The following is a 15,083-nucleotide window of genomic DNA, read 5'->3' as shown; positions in this document are numbered from 1 at the left end:
GCGTTTTAGTTTCCGCCGAGCTTCCACCATGCCTTTTTCTTTTCAGGCGCTGGTGCTGCCACAGATTCAGCAACGGTGTTTGCCGTGGTCATGGGCGAAACAGTGGCTGGGTTCTGCTGCGGAACAGGCACGGAAGCTGTTTGTGTTGCATCAACGACCGCTGGTGTTGCTGCAATTGCTGTGTTTGGCTGCACCGAGATCGGTGTTGCCGCAGGCGCAATATCCGGAGCATTTGGTGTTTCAGCCGATGAAGGCGAAAGTGACGGTGGTTCACGCGTTACTTTCTCGCCACGCGCGCGCGCTGCACTCCATGCCGAGACAAGCTTCGCTTCGGTTAGGCCCTGAATGGATGGTGCAGGCTTCTTTTGTGCCGCACTAAAGGCCGACTGGAATGTCTTTTCATACGATGTCGTATAGGCCATCGATTCAGCATTGGCAGAAGGTGGGCAGGCATCGGTTGCGGAAAGCGGCTGACCATTTGGTGTCGGTACGTTGAAAACGTAGCGCTTTTCGCAAACGTCAACTTTTGGCGGCACTTTGGTTGCTTCAAAGGCGTCATAGCCCTGCTTGAGCATTTTCCAAAAAGCATAGTTCTGGTCGTTCTTATAACGCGCCATATTGGCTGCGGTCATACGGAACGGGAAGGCTTGAATCTGGAAGTCACGCTGTCCGCCCTTGAAAGCGTCGCGCCCAAAAGCATAAATTTCGCTCACGCTCTCATCGGTCATCGAATAGCAGCCTGACGAGGAACAGGCGCCATGGACCATTAGATTCTGGCCTGTGCGGTTATGCGCACGGTCATAGGCGTTGGGGAAGCCGATGTTGAAAGCAAGGTGGTATTGCGAATTCGGGTTCATCTGCGCCGGGCGGACTGTATAGAACCCTTCAGGCGCCTGACGATCACCTTCGATGAATTTCGGGCCAAGTTTACCGGACCATTTGCAAATCTCATAAGAGGCAATCTGGTCGTATTTGCCGTTATTCTTCTGCTTCCAGACCTCAAGGACGCCTTCCTCCTTGAAAATGCGGACCATGACGGGCGAAGTGCGGCTCATGCCCTTCGACTTCATCTTGGCGACCATCTTCGCGGAAAGTGGCTTTTCAGCCCGAAGGCTGAGATCGGAAACGGACGAACCCTGACAACCCGCAAGCAGAGCGGAGGCCATGAGAGTTGCAAAAAGTGCGGTTCTGATCTTCATATCGCATCAAGCCTGTTTCGAAATCTGAATTTTCAGTATTCGTTTATTAACAACAAAACCTTTCAGTATCGTTGATAATTCCTTGCTCAAATACCTAAAAAACAGCGTGTCCGCAATATGGCGGAAATGGCGGCATGATGCAAATCCGGCGCAGTTTGAGCTGCGCCGGAGCGGGTTTTTAAATTTTAGGGTAAATTAAAGGTTACGACCGATCTCCAGGAACTTCTGGCGGCGTTCCTGTTTCAACGTTTCACCATCGACATCTTTCATCGAGCGCAGCGAAGCGGTGATGATGTCGCCAGCGGCTGCAATGGTCGATTCCTTGCCGCGATGAGCGCCGCCGAGCGGTTCCGGGATGATACCGTCGATGACCTTGAGATCGAACAGATCCTGCGCGGTGATGCGCATATTTGATGCTGCATCCTTGGCGCGCGTTGAATCGTGCCAGAGGATTGAGGCCGCACCTTCCGGCGAAATCACCGAATAGATCGAATGTTCAAGCATATAGACGCGGTTTGCGACAGCAATCGCGATTGCGCCGCCCGAACCACCTTCACCGATGATGATCGAAATGACAGGCACGCGCAGCTTGAGGCATTCTGCCGTCGAACGCGCAATGGCTTCGGCCTGACCGCGCTCTTCTGCGCTCACGCCCGGATAAGCACCGGCGGTATCGACAAAAGTGATCAGCGGCAGCTGAAAACGGTCGGCCATTTCCATGATGCGTACCGCCTTGCGGTAGCCTTCAGGACGGGCCGAACCGAAATTGTGCTTGAGGCGCGTCTTGGTGTCTGAGCCTTTTTCCTGACCGAGAATGGCAACAGCCTGACCATTGAAACGGGCGAAACCGCCCTGAATGGCTTCGTCATTGGCAAACTGGCGGTCACCGGCCAAAGGCGTGAATTCGGTGAAAAGCGCGTTTATATATTCAAGGCAGTGCGGACGATCCGGGTGGCGGGCGATCTGCGCCTTCTGCCATGGGGTCAGCTTGCGATAAATATCCTTGAGCGCATCGGCCGAGCGTTTCTCGAGACGACTGATCTCGTCGCTCATCTCAACACTGCCCTGTTCCTGAGCGAGTTTTTTCAGCTCAAGGATCTGGCCTTCAAGGTCTGCGACGGGTTTTTCAAAATCGAGATAGTTATACATCGGGCCTGACTATTGTGCGTTTCCAGAGATGTTGGCCATAAAACACCCCAGATAACGGCTGTTTTACGACGCCTTACATATTTACTTCGAGCGCATCTTGCAAATTTTTCTGAAATTCTCTTAAACGCCGCGCGCTTAATCGGCAAGCGGATGATGTTCACTTACCAGCTTATGCAGTCTTTCTTCCAGAACATGCGTATAAATTTGCGTGGTTGAAATGTCGGAATGACCCAGCAATTGCTGCACAGTTCTTAAGTCTGCACCATTTTGCAAAAGGTGGCTGGCAAAGGCGTGACGCAGCACATGCGGAGAGATGGACGCGCTTGAAAGCCCGGCACGTGCTGCCAAAATTTTCAGCTCGCGGCCAAAAACCTGTCGCGCCAGATGCCCGGTTTCAGAAAAGGCGGGAAAGAGCCACGGATTATCATCGCTGCCGGGTAAGCCATCGCGCACCACGATAAAGGCTTGCAGTGCTTCGCGCGCTTTGGGCGACAACGGCACCATGCGGTCCTTTGAGCCTTTGCCACGCACAATCAGAAAGCGATGGTCGGTACGAGCAACGCTTACTGGCAGACCGACAAGCTCAGAGACACGCAAGCCGGTCGCATAAAGCGTTTCGAGAAGCGCATGAAGACGCAAGGCCTTGAAATGCTCGGCTGGCTCCGTTGCTTCCTGTGCTTCTTGTGCTGCACGGTCGAGAAGGCGACCGACATTTTCGACGCTCATGATTTTTGGTAGTGGCTTCTGCTTCTTTGGCGCATCGATCACACTGGTCGGATCGTCCTGCCGAAAGCCTTCCGCATAGAGAAAGCGATAAAATTGTCTGAGTGCAGACAGACGCCTCGCTTGTGACGTGGCCGCGAAGCCTTCATCGGCCATGCTATTGAGAACATGGCGGATATCGTCGGTCTTGGCCTCAGCGAGATTGATGCCGCGCGCTGTGAGCATATCAGCTGCTGCTTCCAGATCGCGCTGATAGGATTCCAGCGTATTATGCGCTGCGCCGCGTTCCGCACTCATCATTTCAAGAAAGTTTTCAATCGCGAGTGATGCGCGCATGTCTATTCCTGAGCATCCGTGTTGTCTTCCACGACTGGCGCTGGTTGTGTCGGCGGCGCAATGACGGTCTGCTTCAACTTCGATGATGGAATCTCGATTGTGATTTCGTGGGTGGTGGGCTTCACGAAAGTAGCGAGCGAGAACATTGCGCCATAAATTATGACAGCAATCACAGCGAGCAGGAGGAGGATGCGCGTCAGCGTGGGCATGTGTTGTTTATGCTCGGCTATTGAGACGAAAGCAAGGAGCACCCGCGCTTGGCGCTAAAAAGCCGTATTTGGTTCGGTTTTGTCGATGAAAGGATTGACGGCGCACGGTTTTTGATATGGAACCGGAAGAAATGGATGAGGCCAATGAGCAGTACAACAAAACAAACAGATATTAACGAGAAGGCGGACCTTGTTCGTCAGCTTCTTGGCGCGAAAGTGGTTGTTCTTGTTGGGCTGATGGGTGCAGGCAAATCGACGGTTGGCCGCAAAGTGGCAGCCATGCTCAACTTGCCGTTTAAGGATGCGGATAACGAGATCGAGTCTGCGGCCCGCATGACGATCCCTGAATTGTTCGATGCCTATGGCGAGGCGGAGTTTCGTGATCTTGAGCGCCGCGTGATCCTGCGTCTGCTTGAAGATGGTCCGATGGTTCTTGCCACTGGCGGCGGCGCATATATGAACGCCGAAACCCGGGCAGCGATCGCCGCAAACGGTGTTTCGATCTGGCTCAATGCGGAGCTGGATGTCTTGATGGATCGCGTTTCGCGCCGCCAAAATCGTCCGCTTCTCAAGAATGATGATCCGCGTGGCGTGATGCAGCGGCTGATGGATGTACGCTATCCTGTTTATGCGCTGGCAGATGTTCATGCCATGACGCGCGACGACAAAAAAGAAGTGATTGCCGGAGAGCTGATCGATGTTCTGATCGCGCATCTGGATAAGGATCAGGTTTAAAGCCTCGGGGAGAATGCAATGAGTGCCGACAATGTAACAGTTCCGGTTTCGCTGGGGGACCGGTCTTATGAAATTCTGATCGGCAAAGGATTGGTTGCACGCGCTGGCGAAGAAGTTTCAAAGCGTATGCCGGGCATTCGTGTGGCAATCGTCACCGACGAAAATGTCGCCAAAGCGCATCTTGAAGCACTCACAGAGAGCTTTGCGCGCGCAGGCATCGAATCAACGCCGGTGATCGTTGCTCCTGGTGAAAAGTCGAAATCGTTTTCAGTGCTTGAAACCGTCACCAATGCTGTGCTTGCAGCGCGGCTTGAGCGTGGTGACGCGGTGGTTGCTTTTGGCGGTGGCGTGGTCGGCGATCTTTCCGGTTTTGTTGCGGGCATTGTGCGGCGCGGTATGAATTTCGTGCAGATGCCGACTTCGCTTTTGTCGCAGGTGGATTCCTCCGTTGGTGGCAAGACGGGCATCAACACCCAATATGGCAAGAACCTTGTGGGTGTTTTCTATCAGCCGCGGCTGGTGCTGGCCGATACAGACGTGCTCGACACATTAAGCCCACGCGAATTTCGTGCAGGCTATGCCGAAGTTGCGAAATACGGACTGATTGATCGCCCGGATTTCTTCGCATGGCTTGAGAAAAACTGGGAAGCGGTTTTTGCAGGCGGGGCAGCACGCACGCAAGCCATTGCTGAATCATGCCGCTCGAAGGCTGCAGTTGTCGCACGCGACGAGCATGAAAACGGTGATCGTGCACTGCTTAATCTCGGTCATACATTCGGTCATGCGCTGGAAACAGCGACAGGATATGATTCAAGCCGTCTGGTGCATGGCGAAGGCGTTGCCATCGGTATGGCGCTCGCACATCGCTTTTCGGTGAAGATGAACCTTTGCGGCATTGAAGACGCGGAACGTGTCGAGGCGCATCTGAAGACTGTTGGTCTTCCGACATCGCTAAATGATGTGCCGGGTGGTCTGCCGGACGCTGAAAAGCTGATGGATTACATCGCACAGGACAAAAAAGTCTCGCGTGGAGCGCTGACCTTCATTCTGACACGCGGAATTGGCCAGTCTTTCATTGCCAGGGATGTGCCGGCGACCGCCGTCCTGGAGTTTCTGAAGGAACGTCTCTCCGTCTAACCCTAAAAGGATTACGAGAATGATTTTTGAGCTATGGATCATGTGTGGTATTATCCTGCTCTGCATCATTTTGTCGGCCTTTTTTTCCGGTGCAGAGACAGCGCTGACTGCGGCATCTCGCGCTCGCATGCTCACCTATGAGCATAATGGCGATGAGCGTGCCACAGTCGTGCAATATCTGATCAGCAAGCGGGATCGATTGATCGGCGTTCTTCTGATTGGTAATAACCTTGCCAATATCCTTGCATCGTCTATTGCCGCCAATATCTTTCTGCAGATGTTTGGCGACGCTGGCGTTGCATATTCGACGCTCGCCATGACGGTTATTCTGGTTATTTTTGCAGAAGTGCTGCCAAAGTCCTGGGCCATTTCCAGCCCTGACCGCTTTTCGCTGAATGTTGCACGCCCGGTTTCCGCTGTTGTCACGCTGGTTGGTCCGGTTTCGGGTCTGGTAAACTGGATTGTGCGCAAAATCCTGCGACTGTTTGGCGTCAATCTCGTATCCGGCCATTCAATGCTTTCTGCTCAGGACGAATTACGCGGAGCGGTCGAGGTTCTGCATCGCGACAAATCGCTGGTGAAGGAAGACCGTGACCAGCTTGGTGGTTTGCTGGACTTAAAGGAACTGGAAGTCAGCGACGTGATGGTGCATCGCACGTCCATGGGGATCATCAACGCTGATGCGCCTGCCGATCAGATCGTTGGCGAGATTCTTGCAAGTCCGCATACCCGTATGCCTGTTTGGCGTGATGAGATTGATAATATCGTTGGTATTATTCACACCAAGGATTTGCTGCGTGCGCTTTACAGCGTCGACAATGATTTTTCGCGCATCAATATTATGGACGTGGCGCGCAAGCCCTGGTTTGTGCTCGATACAACCACGCTTCAGGACCAGCTCGACGCATTCTTGCGCCGCAAAGCGCATATCGCCATTGTCGTCGATGAGTATGGTGATGTGCAGGGGTTGGTGACGCTCGAAGACATTCTCGAAGAGATTGTCGGAGATATTGCAGATGAGCACGACATTGATATTGAGGGCGTTCGACTGCAACCCGATGGTTCCTTAATTGTCGATGGATCATTGCCGGTCCGCGATCTCAACCGTGCATTGGGCTGGAATCTTCCTGATGAGGAAGCGACGACAATCGCCGGTCTTGTCATCCATGAAACGCAGTCGATTCCAGAAGTGAAGCAAGCTTTTACCTTTCACGGCAAGCGTTTTTCAGTGCTGAGAAAAGAGAAGAATCGACTAATGCGTCTGCGAATCGTACCGCTCGATGCAGATGGTAAGCCTGTTTCCAATCCGGTTGCTGGGCGAGTGCTAAATTAATGGCCGTTCCCGCAAACAAGCAGGAATTGCTTGCGGCGATTGAAACCAATTATGCGCGACTGGTGCTTGATCTTAGTCGGGTGGCGCCTGAACAATCCGCGCTCAAAACCATGGAAGGTCATGCCAAAGGCACGTTGATGAGTGTGCATGATTTGGTTGCTTATCTGGTTGGCTGGAACGAGCTTGTGATCAAATGGTGCGCGCGAAGGGATCAGGGGTTTAGCGTTGATTTTCCGGAAACGGGTTTCAAATGGAATGAACTGGGCAAGCTCGCGGCAAAGTTTTATCGTGATTATGAAGATGTATCGTTTAGCGCGCTTCTGATCCGGTTCGAAATTGCCAAAAATGCGCTGGTCGCATTGATTAAGGCGCGCACGGATGCAGAGCTTTATGGTGTTTCGTGGTACGAGAAATATACGCTCGGACGCATGATTCAGTTCAATACATCCTCGCCCTATGCCAATGCGCGGGGACGTTTGGGCAAATGGCTTAAGGCTGAGACATAAAAACTATCAGCGACGGGTTTGTTCGCCGGGTGCTGATGGTTCCAGCGCCAGCGCGTGAACGCCCGTATTAAGTTCATCTTTCAGCAGATCATTGATCGCGCGGTGACGCGCAATGCGGCTTAAGCCTGTGAAAGCATCGGACACGATGCGCACGCGAAAATGTGTTTCGCCGGTGCCGTCATAGACCTCATGATTGCCACGATCTTCGTGATGATGGCCGGCATGGAGATGGCTTTCATTGATGATTTCAAGCTTTTCGGGCGCAAAAGCTGCTTGCAGTTTTGCTTCCATCGAAGATTGTTTGCTATTGTGAATGGACATTTGGGCCAGTTCTCCCCATATAGACGCTGTGCCTCATATAGACGTCGCCTTGGCGACAATCGGTGGGGCAAATCCGCACAGGAATTGTTATCTGTATAAAATTTTCGCCCTGACCTCTTGGCCAAAACCATTCAGGACGAAAAGTCAATTCTTGTTTCGTCACTCTTATTCCGCATAATCCGATTCGATGACAACGAACTCAAAATTTTTCGACAGCATCCGCATCCGTCCCAAGAAGGAAGCGGAAAAGAAGTCCAGTGGTCCCTGCTGCCAATGGGATGGTTGTGACAAGCCTGGTACGCATCGTGCCCCGGTTGGGCGTGAGCGCGAGGGTGAGTATCTGCGTTTCTGCGTGGATCATGTCCGCGAATATAATAAGAATTTCAATTATTTCTCCGGTCTGACAGACAGCGATATTTCGAAATTCCAGAAGGACGCTATCACTGGCAATCGTCCAACCTGGTCTACGGCTTCCAACGCGACAGCCAAAACCCGTACGTCGCCGGATATGGCGACACGGCGTTCGGGTTCTGCTGCCTATCAGAACCGTATGCGTGATCCGTTTGGCTTCGTGAAGGATGCTAAAAACAACACCGGTACCGCCAAGGCTGTGCAGCGCAAACCGCGCACTTTGGAAGTAAAGGCACTTGGAACACTCGGTCTTGATGCAAATTCAACTAGCGATATGATTAAGTCTCGCTATAAAGAACTTGTGAAGCAACACCATCCCGATGCAAATGGTGGTGACCGCGGGTCTGAAGAAAGATTTCGCGAGGTCATTCAGGCTTATCAATTGCTCAAGACGGCAGGTTTTTGCTAAAGCCTGTTTGGGCTTTATGAGCCGAGTATCAGGGCATTCTTTGCCCTGACGGACATTCATCTACTGCGCTTTCGTGCAGATGCGATTACGGATGCCCGCAACTGAACTCAAGGGGCGCCATCCGGCTCGCTGGAAATCGGCCTCCTGATTGAATTTGAATGTCGCGGCAGGACAGTTCCTGTCGCTCTGGAGGCATGATGAACAAGGTTGAGCGGGATATAGCCAATTTGCCGGATACGACGGTTTCGGTACGCGAAGTGTTCGGGATCGATTCCGACATGCGTGTGCCAGCCTATGCGGCAGGCGATTCCTATGTGCCGGAAATAGACCCGGATTATATTTTTGACCGCACCACGACGCTCGCGATCCTCGCAGGATTTGCCTATAATCGTCGCGTGATGGTTTCCGGTTATCATGGTACGGGTAAATCGACCCATATCGAACAGGTCGCAGCCCGCCTCAACTGGCCTTGTGTCCGTATCAATCTCGACAGCCATGTCAGCCGTATCGATCTTGTCGGTAAGGATGCAATCGTCGTCAAAGACGGCGTACAGGTTACCGAATTCAAAGACGGTATTCTGCCCTGGGCCTATCAGCACAATGTTGCGCTGGTTTTTGACGAATATGATGCGGGACGCCCGGACGTCATGTTCGTGATCCAGCGCGTTCTGGAGACCTCTGGCCGTCTGACGCTTCTCGATCAGAGCCGCGTGATCCGGCCGCATCCAGCGTTCCGCATGTTTGCAACAGCAAATACCGTTGGTCTCGGCGACACGACCGGCCTCTATCATGGCACGCAGCAGATCAATCAGGCACAGATGGACCGCTGGTCGATCGTGACGACGCTGAATTATTTGCCGCACGACAATGAAGTGAACATCATTCTCGCTAAATCCAAGCATTACCAGAATGCTGAAGGTCGCGAGATCGTCAACAAGATGGTTCGCGTTGCCGACATGACCCGTCAGGCTTTCATCAATGGTGATCTTTCCACCGTGATGAGCCCGCGTACCGTCATTACCTGGTCTGAAAATGCCGCGATCTTCAATGATGTCGGCTTTGCATTCCGCCTGACCTTCCTCAACAAGTGCGATGAACTTGAGCGCCAGACGGTGGCTGAGTTCTATCAGCGCGCTTTCGGTGAGGAACTTCCAGAATCGGCTGCCAATATCGTTTTGGCATAAGACTGGATGATGCCTGCCGCTCATTGAGAGCGGCAGCGCTTTTAACGCATGTCGTTATCGGAAAACCGGTTCCCACTTTTCCGCGACATGCTTTATATAAAGTCAGGAAAAGCAGATGTCGGGCCAGAAGGCAGGAATTGGCGATAATTCGCGCGAGCGCAAAAACGGACCAGTGGATTCGGAGCCGTTCAAGCGGGCGATGACCGTGACCATGCGCGCCATTTCCGGTGAGAACGAGCTGGAAGTGGCTTTCAGCAATGATCGCCCTGCGCTGACTGGCAACCGTGCCCGCCTGCCTGATCTTCCAAAGCGCCCGACTGCTCATGATGTTGCCGTCACACGCGGCCTTGGCGATTCCATGGCGCTGCGTCAGGCGCGCCATAATGCCCGCATTCATGCGAGCCTTGCGCCGGAAGGCAAACAGGCGCGCGCGATCTATGACGCGGTTGAGCAGGCGCGTGTCGAATCGATTGGCGCACGCGCCATGGCAGGTGTTGCCGAAAACCTTTCGGTGATGCTGGCTGATAAATATGCCCGCGCCAATTTTTCCGCAGTGACTGACAAAGAAGATGCACCGCTTGAAGAAGCTGTGTCGCTTCTCCTGCGTGAAAAGCTGACCGGACGCAAAGCGCCAGCTGAAGCTGGTCCTGTACTCGATCTCTGGCGCGAATGGATTGAGCAGAAGGCTGGTCCTGAACTCGCACGTCTTGGCGAAAATCTCGAAGACCAGCAGGCCTTTGCGCGCACCGTGCGCGACATGCTGGCCTCAATGGATATGGCTGAGGAGCTTTCGCAGGAAGAGCAGAGCGACGAGCAGGACGAGGATAACGAGCAGACGCCGGAGCAGGACGAAAACGAAGAGGGCGGCGAGGAAAATCAGGAAGGTTCTGATTCTGCGGAAAGCGACGAATCGGACAATTCCAGCGAAGAAGGCGAGCAGGGCGAAATGGAGGCCACTGACGCCTCTTCCGATGATCTGGACGATAGCGAGGATGTTGACGCGGAAACGCCGGGCGACACACGCCGTCAAAACCAGCCTTTTGCCAATTTTGCCGAACATGTTGATTATAATGTCTTCACCCATGAGTTTGATGAAGAGGTTGAGGCCACCGATCTTTGTGACGAGGCCGAACTTGCGCGTCTGCGCGGCTTTCTCGACAAGCAACTGGCCAATTTGCAAGGTGTTGTTGGCAGGCTTGCCAACCGTTTGCAGCGTCGCCTGATGGCGCAGCAAAACCGCTCATGGGACTTTGATCTGGAAGAGGGTTATCTCGATAGTGCGCGTCTGGTGCGTATCGTGATCGACCCGACACAGCCGCTATCCTACAAGATGGAGCGGGATACGGATTTCCGCGATACGGTTGTCACGCTGGTGATCGATAATTCCGGCTCGATGCGTGGCCGCCCGATTACGGTTGCAGCGACCTGTGCCGATATTCTGGCCCGTACGCTCGAGCGTTGCGGCGTGAAGGTCGAGATTTTGGGCTTTACAACCAAGGCTTGGAAGGGTGGGCAGTCACGCGAAGCATGGCTTGGTCGTGGCAAGCCATCCAATCCGGGCCGCCTGAATGATCTGCGTCATATCATTTACAAACGCGCAGATGCGCCGTGGCGGCGTGCACGCAACAATCTTGGCCTGATGATGCGGGAAGGGCTGCTCAAGGAAAATATCGATGGTGAGGCGCTGATCTGGGCGCATCAGCGTCTATTGGCACGTCCTGAACAGCGCAAGATCATGATGATGATTTCTGACGGTGCGCCGGTGGATGATTCCACACTTTCGGTCAATCCGGGCAATTATCTGGAACGCCATTTGCGTGCTGTCATCGAAGAGATTGAAACCCGCTCGCCTGTTGAGCTGATTGCCATTGGTATTGGCCATGATGTGACGCGCTATTATCAGCGTGCTGTGACGATTGTGGATGCTGAAGAGCTCGCCGGTGCAATGACCGAACAGCTCGCGTCCCTGTTTGAAGAACAGGGTGCAGGCGGGGCAGGGCGCGGACGCAGGCGTTCAGGCAGATAAGACTGCATAAATGAAAGGGGCCTGAAGGCCCCTTTCATTTACGATCCGGCGCATAAAGCGCTGGGGCGAAAACCGCCAGAATGGCACCGTAAGGCACAAGCATCAGTGTTCCCATCACAACCTTCACAAAGAAGTCGCCGATAGCCAGTGAGGCCCAGAGCGGCATGCCAAGGCCAAGGAAAGCGGCAGGATCGGTCAGCGATGAATCGGGCAGACCGGTTATGGCATCGATCCATGCAAATTGCGCGGCAAAGGCGATAGAGAAGAACAGCACCGTATCGACAATCGAGCCGAACATCGCAGCCGCAAAAGGTGCTTTCCACCATGTCTTCTGACGTAGACGGTTGAAGACCGTAATGTCCATCAATTGCGCGATCAGAAATGCCGAACCGGACGCAATGGCGATACGCGGTGTTGCCAGCCAGATTGACATGAAAACGCCAAGGACAAAACCCGCATAGACGACTTTGCGCGCGGCCGCAGGACCGAAGCGACGGTTCGTCAGATCATTAACGAGGAAGGCAAATGGATAGGTGAAGGCGCCATAGGTCAGCATTTCGCCGAGGCCAAAGTGCTCAAATGGATATTGCACAAGGATATTGGAAGCGGCGACAGCCGCGCACATGCACAATATAGCCGGCAAAAGCCGGGACAACGCAGGGCTAGCAGAAAACATTTTTTTATCCTGGGTGATGTCACCAGTAAAAAAGGCTGACGCGAGTCAGCCTTTTTTGTCAAAACTTAAAAAGCTGATTGCTTATGCAGCAACTTCAGCCTGCTTCTTCGCGATCTGACGCTTCAGCAGGCGAGCGCGCTGCGAAAGTTCTTTGTCGTCAGACTTTGCGAGGAAAGCGTCGAGGCCACCGCGATGCTCAACCGAACGCAGAGCAGAAGCGGAAACGCGAAGACGGTAGCTCTGGCCGAGAACTTCGGACATAAGCGTAACATTGCAGAGGTTCGGCAGGAAGCGGCGACGCGTACGGTTGTTCGCGTGGCTAACATTGTTGCCGTACTGGACCGAGGTGCCGGTCAATTCACAAGCGCGGGACATTTTGGTCTCACCTTCAAATTTTTGTTTCTCAGGCCCCGACTCGAATGTCCGAATTCAACGCAATCATAGCAGTATTACTGCTGCTGGCGCGCGATCTCGGACAGGCGGCCTATTGGGAAAGTCGCGTTTCTATAGTGAGAGTAGCGATTACAGTCAAGATAGATTCCGTCAGCATGACCTAAAGGCGCGCAATTCCGGCAGTTTTCAGCCCGGATCATGCCAGCCGATCATAACTTTGCCAGCTTTTTCTGTTCGACACAGCATGTCAATTAGAAATCTGGCGCAGATTTTGAGCTCTTGATAGTCGAAAGCTTAAAAGCAAGACACAGCATCTGTCGAGAAAGAGAATCGGTTACAGGTGTAGTTCATGGATCAAGTGGCCGGGCATCATTCTTGCGAGCAGATTGATGTGACGCTGATTAAGACGAAAGGAAAGTCTGGCATGATCATGCAATCGTATTTCCAGCAACCGGTTAACAAGCGGGTCGTCAGGAGAAGACTTGCATTTCTAACCGGACTGACGATTGCGACCGTGTCAATGATGAGTTCCGCGAAAGCGGATGATCTCTACCGGACCGAATACGATATTTCCATGTTTGCGCTTTCTATTGCTCGCTCTGCAATTGAGACGGTTGTTAAAGGTGCAAATTATGGCGTGAATGGCCGTTTCAAAACCTCCGGCATTGCCCGCATTTTTGATGATACCGATGGTACTGTCTATGTGGGCGGCAGTTCGACGCGGAGCAAGGTAACGCCATCTGCCTTTGATCTCGCTTATAAGCATGGGCGAAAAAACAAGAGTACGACTATTCGCTTTTCTGGCGGGAATGTGACGTCTTCTGAGAATGTGCCGCCAGTCAAAAAGCGCGCCCCCTGGGTGGAAATAACACCGCAGGACCTCATCAATGTCAGCGATCCGCTGAGTGCACTTATGATTCCCACCAAAGACCCGAAAGCTGTCTGCAATCGAACGCTTAGAGTTTTTGACGGGCAGACCCGCGCTGACATTCAGCTGAGCTTCAATGGCACGGAATCCTTCACCACCAAAGGTTTTACCGGCGAGTCTGTTATCTGCTCGGCGAAGTTTGTGCCGCTTGCTGGTTATCAGAAGGGTAAAAAGGCTATCGATTATCTCGCCAATCGCAGCAAGATAACAATTTCTTTTGCTTCCTTGGGCGATTCCGGTATTTATGCGCCGGTCGTGGCACGCATCGGTACACAGTTGGGGACTCTGAAAATCCAGGCGACACGATTTGAAAAAATTATGTAAGGGATACAAAAAGACGCTTTAAGGCGCGCCTGTAATCCCGCAATTGGGGGATTAATCATGAAACTGGCAACGCTGATCGGTTTTTCAGCTATAGCGATGTGGGCACTTCTGGCGCTTTTTACCGCTGGTTCAGGTCAGGTTCCGCCGTTTCAGCTTTCAGCCATGACTTTTTCGGTTGGTGCAGCTCTTGGTCTCGTCTCCTGGCTGTGGCGGCCGAGTGCTGTTCGACATCTTCGTCAGCCACCTATCGTCTGGCTTGTTGGGGTTATTGGTCTTTTCGGTTACCATTTTTTCTATTTTACAGCACTCCGAAATGCTCCAGCGGTGGATGCCAGCCTGATTGCTTATCTCTGGCCACTCCTGATCGTGGTCGGATCTGCCGTTATGCCGGGTGAACGGCTGCATTGGTATCATATCGTTGGTGCGCTTCTTGGGCTTGGCGGGACTGCGCTGATTGTGAGCAAAGGTAATGGCATCGGTTTTGATGTCCGCTATGGTTTTGGTTATGCCATGGCCGCATTGTGTGCTTTGACGTGGTCAAGCTACTCGCTGCTCTCCCGGCGCTTTTCCAAGGTGCCAACAGATGCTGTTACAGGCTTTTGTGTGGCAACAGCTGTCTTGTCTTTGATATGTCATCTTACGCTAGAGCAGACTGTATGGCCGGAAACGACAGCGCAGTGGCTTAGCGTCATTGCGCTCGGTCTGTTGCCTGTAGGCGCGGCTTTCTATGCGTGGGATTTCGGAGTGAAGCGCGGTAATATTCAGGTGCTGGGCGCGGTGAGTTATGCCGCCCCGCTTCTCTCGACGCTTGTGCTCATTTCAGCCGGTATGGCGCAACCTTCTATGCGCATCCTGGCAGCCTGTCTTTTAATCACGTCAGGTGCGGCGCTCGCTGCAAAAGATATGATTTTTATCCGGCGGAAAGAAGCTTTATCAGGGCAATCAGATTAAACTGCATTCCAACAGGAAAGTGGTTCCGATTCTTCGCTTAAATCTGGCTAGTGTGGTGGATTTAAAGTTCGTATCATTCGCGCTGCATTCACTTCGAGGAACTTTAAATCCGTAAATCACACTAGATTCAATA

At 52.9% G+C, this 15,083-nt stretch carries 16 protein-coding genes; 9 read left to right on the top strand and 7 right to left on the bottom strand.

Annotated features, from left to right (window positions below):
• Positions 1 to 5: 5 nt before the first annotated feature.
• The 4 genes from RI570_RS05885 to RI570_RS05870 all read right to left on the bottom strand — a co-directional run bounded on the left by RI570_RS05885 (position 6) and on the right by RI570_RS05870 (position 3,616).
• Positions 6 to 1,199 carry a hypothetical protein gene (locus RI570_RS05885; protein WP_313827468.1) on the bottom strand — a complete coding sequence of 398 codons (1,194 nt, stop codon included), beginning with the start codon at positions 1,197 to 1,199 and terminating at the stop codon, positions 6 to 8.
• A 195-nt stretch (positions 1,200 to 1,394) separates the two neighbouring features.
• Positions 1,395 to 2,348 carry an acetyl-CoA carboxylase carboxyltransferase subunit alpha gene (locus RI570_RS05880; RefSeq protein WP_313827467.1) on the bottom strand — a complete coding sequence of 318 codons (954 nt, stop codon included), beginning with the start codon at positions 2,346 to 2,348 and terminating at the stop codon, positions 1,395 to 1,397.
• Positions 2,349 to 2,483: 135 nt separating this feature from the next.
• Complete coding sequence (gene xerD / locus RI570_RS05875; protein WP_313827466.1) at positions 2,484 to 3,407, bottom strand: site-specific tyrosine recombinase XerD; 924 nt, start codon at positions 3,405 to 3,407, stop codon at positions 2,484 to 2,486.
• 2 nt (positions 3,408 to 3,409) lie between these two features.
• A complete protein-coding gene (locus RI570_RS05870; protein WP_313827464.1) occupies positions 3,410 to 3,616 on the bottom strand; it encodes a recombinase in 207 nt (68 codons plus the stop codon).
• A 144-nt stretch (positions 3,617 to 3,760) separates the two neighbouring features.
• On the opposite strand from RI570_RS05870, the gene RI570_RS05865 reads away from it, so the two are divergent.
• Genes RI570_RS05865 through RI570_RS05850 form a run of 4 tightly spaced genes read left to right on the top strand, consistent with a single transcriptional unit; the run spans position 3,761 to position 7,327 of the window.
• Positions 3,761 to 4,351 (top strand): shikimate kinase, encoded by a 591-nt coding sequence (locus RI570_RS05865; RefSeq protein ID WP_313827463.1) that lies wholly within the window; start codon positions 3,761 to 3,763, stop codon positions 4,349 to 4,351.
• An 18-nt stretch (positions 4,352 to 4,369) separates the two neighbouring features.
• On the top strand, positions 4,370 to 5,488 hold the full coding sequence (aroB, locus tag RI570_RS05860; protein ID WP_313827461.1) for a 3-dehydroquinate synthase: 1,119 nt from the start codon (positions 4,370 to 4,372) through the stop codon (positions 5,486 to 5,488).
• 19 nt (positions 5,489 to 5,507) lie between these two features.
• Complete coding sequence (locus RI570_RS05855) at positions 5,508 to 6,821, top strand: HlyC/CorC family transporter (protein ID WP_313827460.1); 1,314 nt, start codon at positions 5,508 to 5,510, stop codon at positions 6,819 to 6,821.
• Positions 6,821 to 7,327: a ClbS/DfsB family four-helix bundle protein gene (locus RI570_RS05850; protein ID WP_313827459.1), complete on the top strand. Its 507-nt coding sequence runs from the start codon at positions 6,821 to 6,823 to the stop codon at positions 7,325 to 7,327. Before RI570_RS05855 ends, RI570_RS05850 begins: the two co-directional genes overlap by 1 nt.
• 6 nt (positions 7,328 to 7,333) lie before the next feature.
• Here RI570_RS05850 and RI570_RS05845 read toward each other — a convergent pair whose 3' ends face one another.
• Positions 7,334 to 7,648 (bottom strand): BolA family protein, encoded by a 315-nt coding sequence (locus RI570_RS05845; protein ID WP_313827458.1) that lies wholly within the window; start codon positions 7,646 to 7,648, stop codon positions 7,334 to 7,336.
• A gap of 187 nt (positions 7,649 to 7,835) precedes the next feature.
• Between RI570_RS05845 and RI570_RS05840 the strand changes: the two genes are divergently transcribed.
• The 3 genes from RI570_RS05840 (at position 7,836) to cobT (ending at position 11,678) form a co-directional block, all read left to right on the top strand.
• Positions 7,836 to 8,468, top strand: coding sequence for a J domain-containing protein (locus RI570_RS05840; protein WP_313827457.1), 633 nt, complete (start codon positions 7,836 to 7,838; stop codon positions 8,466 to 8,468).
• 197 nt (positions 8,469 to 8,665) lie between these two features.
• The gene (cobS, locus tag RI570_RS05835; RefSeq protein WP_313828570.1) at positions 8,666 to 9,652 is read left to right on the top strand and encodes a cobaltochelatase subunit CobS; all 987 of its coding nucleotides are present in this window, start codon (positions 8,666 to 8,668) and stop codon (positions 9,650 to 9,652) included.
• A 115-nt stretch (positions 9,653 to 9,767) separates the two neighbouring features.
• Positions 9,768 to 11,678, top strand: a complete 1,911-nt coding sequence (gene cobT, locus RI570_RS05830; RefSeq protein WP_313827456.1) for a cobaltochelatase subunit CobT — start codon at positions 9,768 to 9,770, stop codon at positions 11,676 to 11,678.
• Positions 11,679 to 11,712: 34 nt separating this feature from the next.
• On the opposite strand, the gene RI570_RS05825 is transcribed toward cobT, so the two are convergent.
• Together RI570_RS05825 and rpmB are read right to left on the bottom strand one after the other, a co-directional pair.
• Positions 11,713 to 12,354: a queuosine precursor transporter gene (locus tag RI570_RS05825; protein WP_313827455.1), complete on the bottom strand. Its 642-nt coding sequence runs from the start codon at positions 12,352 to 12,354 to the stop codon at positions 11,713 to 11,715.
• Between the two features lie 81 nt (positions 12,355 to 12,435).
• Complete coding sequence (gene rpmB / locus RI570_RS05820; protein ID WP_094578447.1) at positions 12,436 to 12,729, bottom strand: 50S ribosomal protein L28; 294 nt, start codon at positions 12,727 to 12,729, stop codon at positions 12,436 to 12,438.
• A gap of 442 nt (positions 12,730 to 13,171) precedes the next feature.
• Between rpmB and RI570_RS05815 the strand changes: the two genes are divergently transcribed.
• Together RI570_RS05815 and RI570_RS05810 are read left to right on the top strand one after the other, a co-directional pair.
• Entirely contained in the window at positions 13,172 to 13,999 is an 828-nt protein-coding gene (locus tag RI570_RS05815; RefSeq protein ID WP_313828569.1) for a DUF3108 domain-containing protein, read from the top strand.
• Between the two features lie 57 nt (positions 14,000 to 14,056).
• On the top strand, positions 14,057 to 14,950 hold the full coding sequence (locus tag RI570_RS05810) for a DMT family transporter (protein WP_313827453.1): 894 nt from the start codon (positions 14,057 to 14,059) through the stop codon (positions 14,948 to 14,950).
• Positions 14,951 to 15,083: the final 133 nt, after the last annotated feature.

Origin of the sequence: Brucella pseudogrignonensis, assembly GCF_032190615.1 — a bacterium.
Classification (GTDB): domain Bacteria; phylum Pseudomonadota; class Alphaproteobacteria; order Rhizobiales; family Rhizobiaceae; genus Brucella; species Brucella pseudogrignonensis_B.
This window is presented reverse-complemented; position numbering and strand designations above follow the sequence as displayed.

What these genes read in the sequence shown, in the direction of transcription:
- RI570_RS05885 (WP_313827468.1), bottom strand. Translation starts at nt 1,199, where the DNA reads ATGAAGATCAGAACCGCACTTTTTGCAACTCTCATGGCCTCCGCTCTG.
- RI570_RS05880 (WP_313827467.1), bottom strand. Translation starts at nt 2,348, where the DNA reads ATGTATAACTATCTCGATTTTGAAAAACCCGTCGCAGACCTTGAAGGC.
- xerD (WP_313827466.1), bottom strand. Translation starts at nt 3,407, where the DNA reads ATGCGCGCATCACTCGCGATTGAAAACTTTCTTGAAATGATGAGTGCG.
- RI570_RS05870 (WP_313827464.1), bottom strand. Translation starts at nt 3,616, where the DNA reads ATGCCCACGCTGACGCGCATCCTCCTCCTGCTCGCTGTGATTGCTGTC.
- RI570_RS05865 (WP_313827463.1), top strand. Translation starts at nt 3,761, where the DNA reads ATGAGCAGTACAACAAAACAAACAGATATTAACGAGAAGGCGGACCTT.
- aroB (WP_313827461.1), top strand. Translation starts at nt 4,370, where the DNA reads ATGAGTGCCGACAATGTAACAGTTCCGGTTTCGCTGGGGGACCGGTCT.
- RI570_RS05855 (WP_313827460.1), top strand. Translation starts at nt 5,508, where the DNA reads ATGATTTTTGAGCTATGGATCATGTGTGGTATTATCCTGCTCTGCATC.
- RI570_RS05850 (WP_313827459.1), top strand. Translation starts at nt 6,821, where the DNA reads ATGGCCGTTCCCGCAAACAAGCAGGAATTGCTTGCGGCGATTGAAACC.
- RI570_RS05845 (WP_313827458.1), bottom strand. Translation starts at nt 7,648, where the DNA reads ATGTCCATTCACAATAGCAAACAATCTTCGATGGAAGCAAAACTGCAA.
- RI570_RS05840 (WP_313827457.1), top strand. Translation starts at nt 7,836, where the DNA reads ATGACAACGAACTCAAAATTTTTCGACAGCATCCGCATCCGTCCCAAG.
- cobS (WP_313828570.1), top strand. Translation starts at nt 8,666, where the DNA reads ATGAACAAGGTTGAGCGGGATATAGCCAATTTGCCGGATACGACGGTT.
- cobT (WP_313827456.1), top strand. Translation starts at nt 9,768, where the DNA reads ATGTCGGGCCAGAAGGCAGGAATTGGCGATAATTCGCGCGAGCGCAAA.
- RI570_RS05825 (WP_313827455.1), bottom strand. Translation starts at nt 12,354, where the DNA reads ATGTTTTCTGCTAGCCCTGCGTTGTCCCGGCTTTTGCCGGCTATATTG.
- rpmB (WP_094578447.1), bottom strand. Translation starts at nt 12,729, where the DNA reads ATGTCCCGCGCTTGTGAATTGACCGGCACCTCGGTCCAGTACGGCAAC.
- RI570_RS05815 (WP_313828569.1), top strand. Translation starts at nt 13,172, where the DNA reads ATGATCATGCAATCGTATTTCCAGCAACCGGTTAACAAGCGGGTCGTC.
- RI570_RS05810 (WP_313827453.1), top strand. Translation starts at nt 14,057, where the DNA reads ATGAAACTGGCAACGCTGATCGGTTTTTCAGCTATAGCGATGTGGGCA.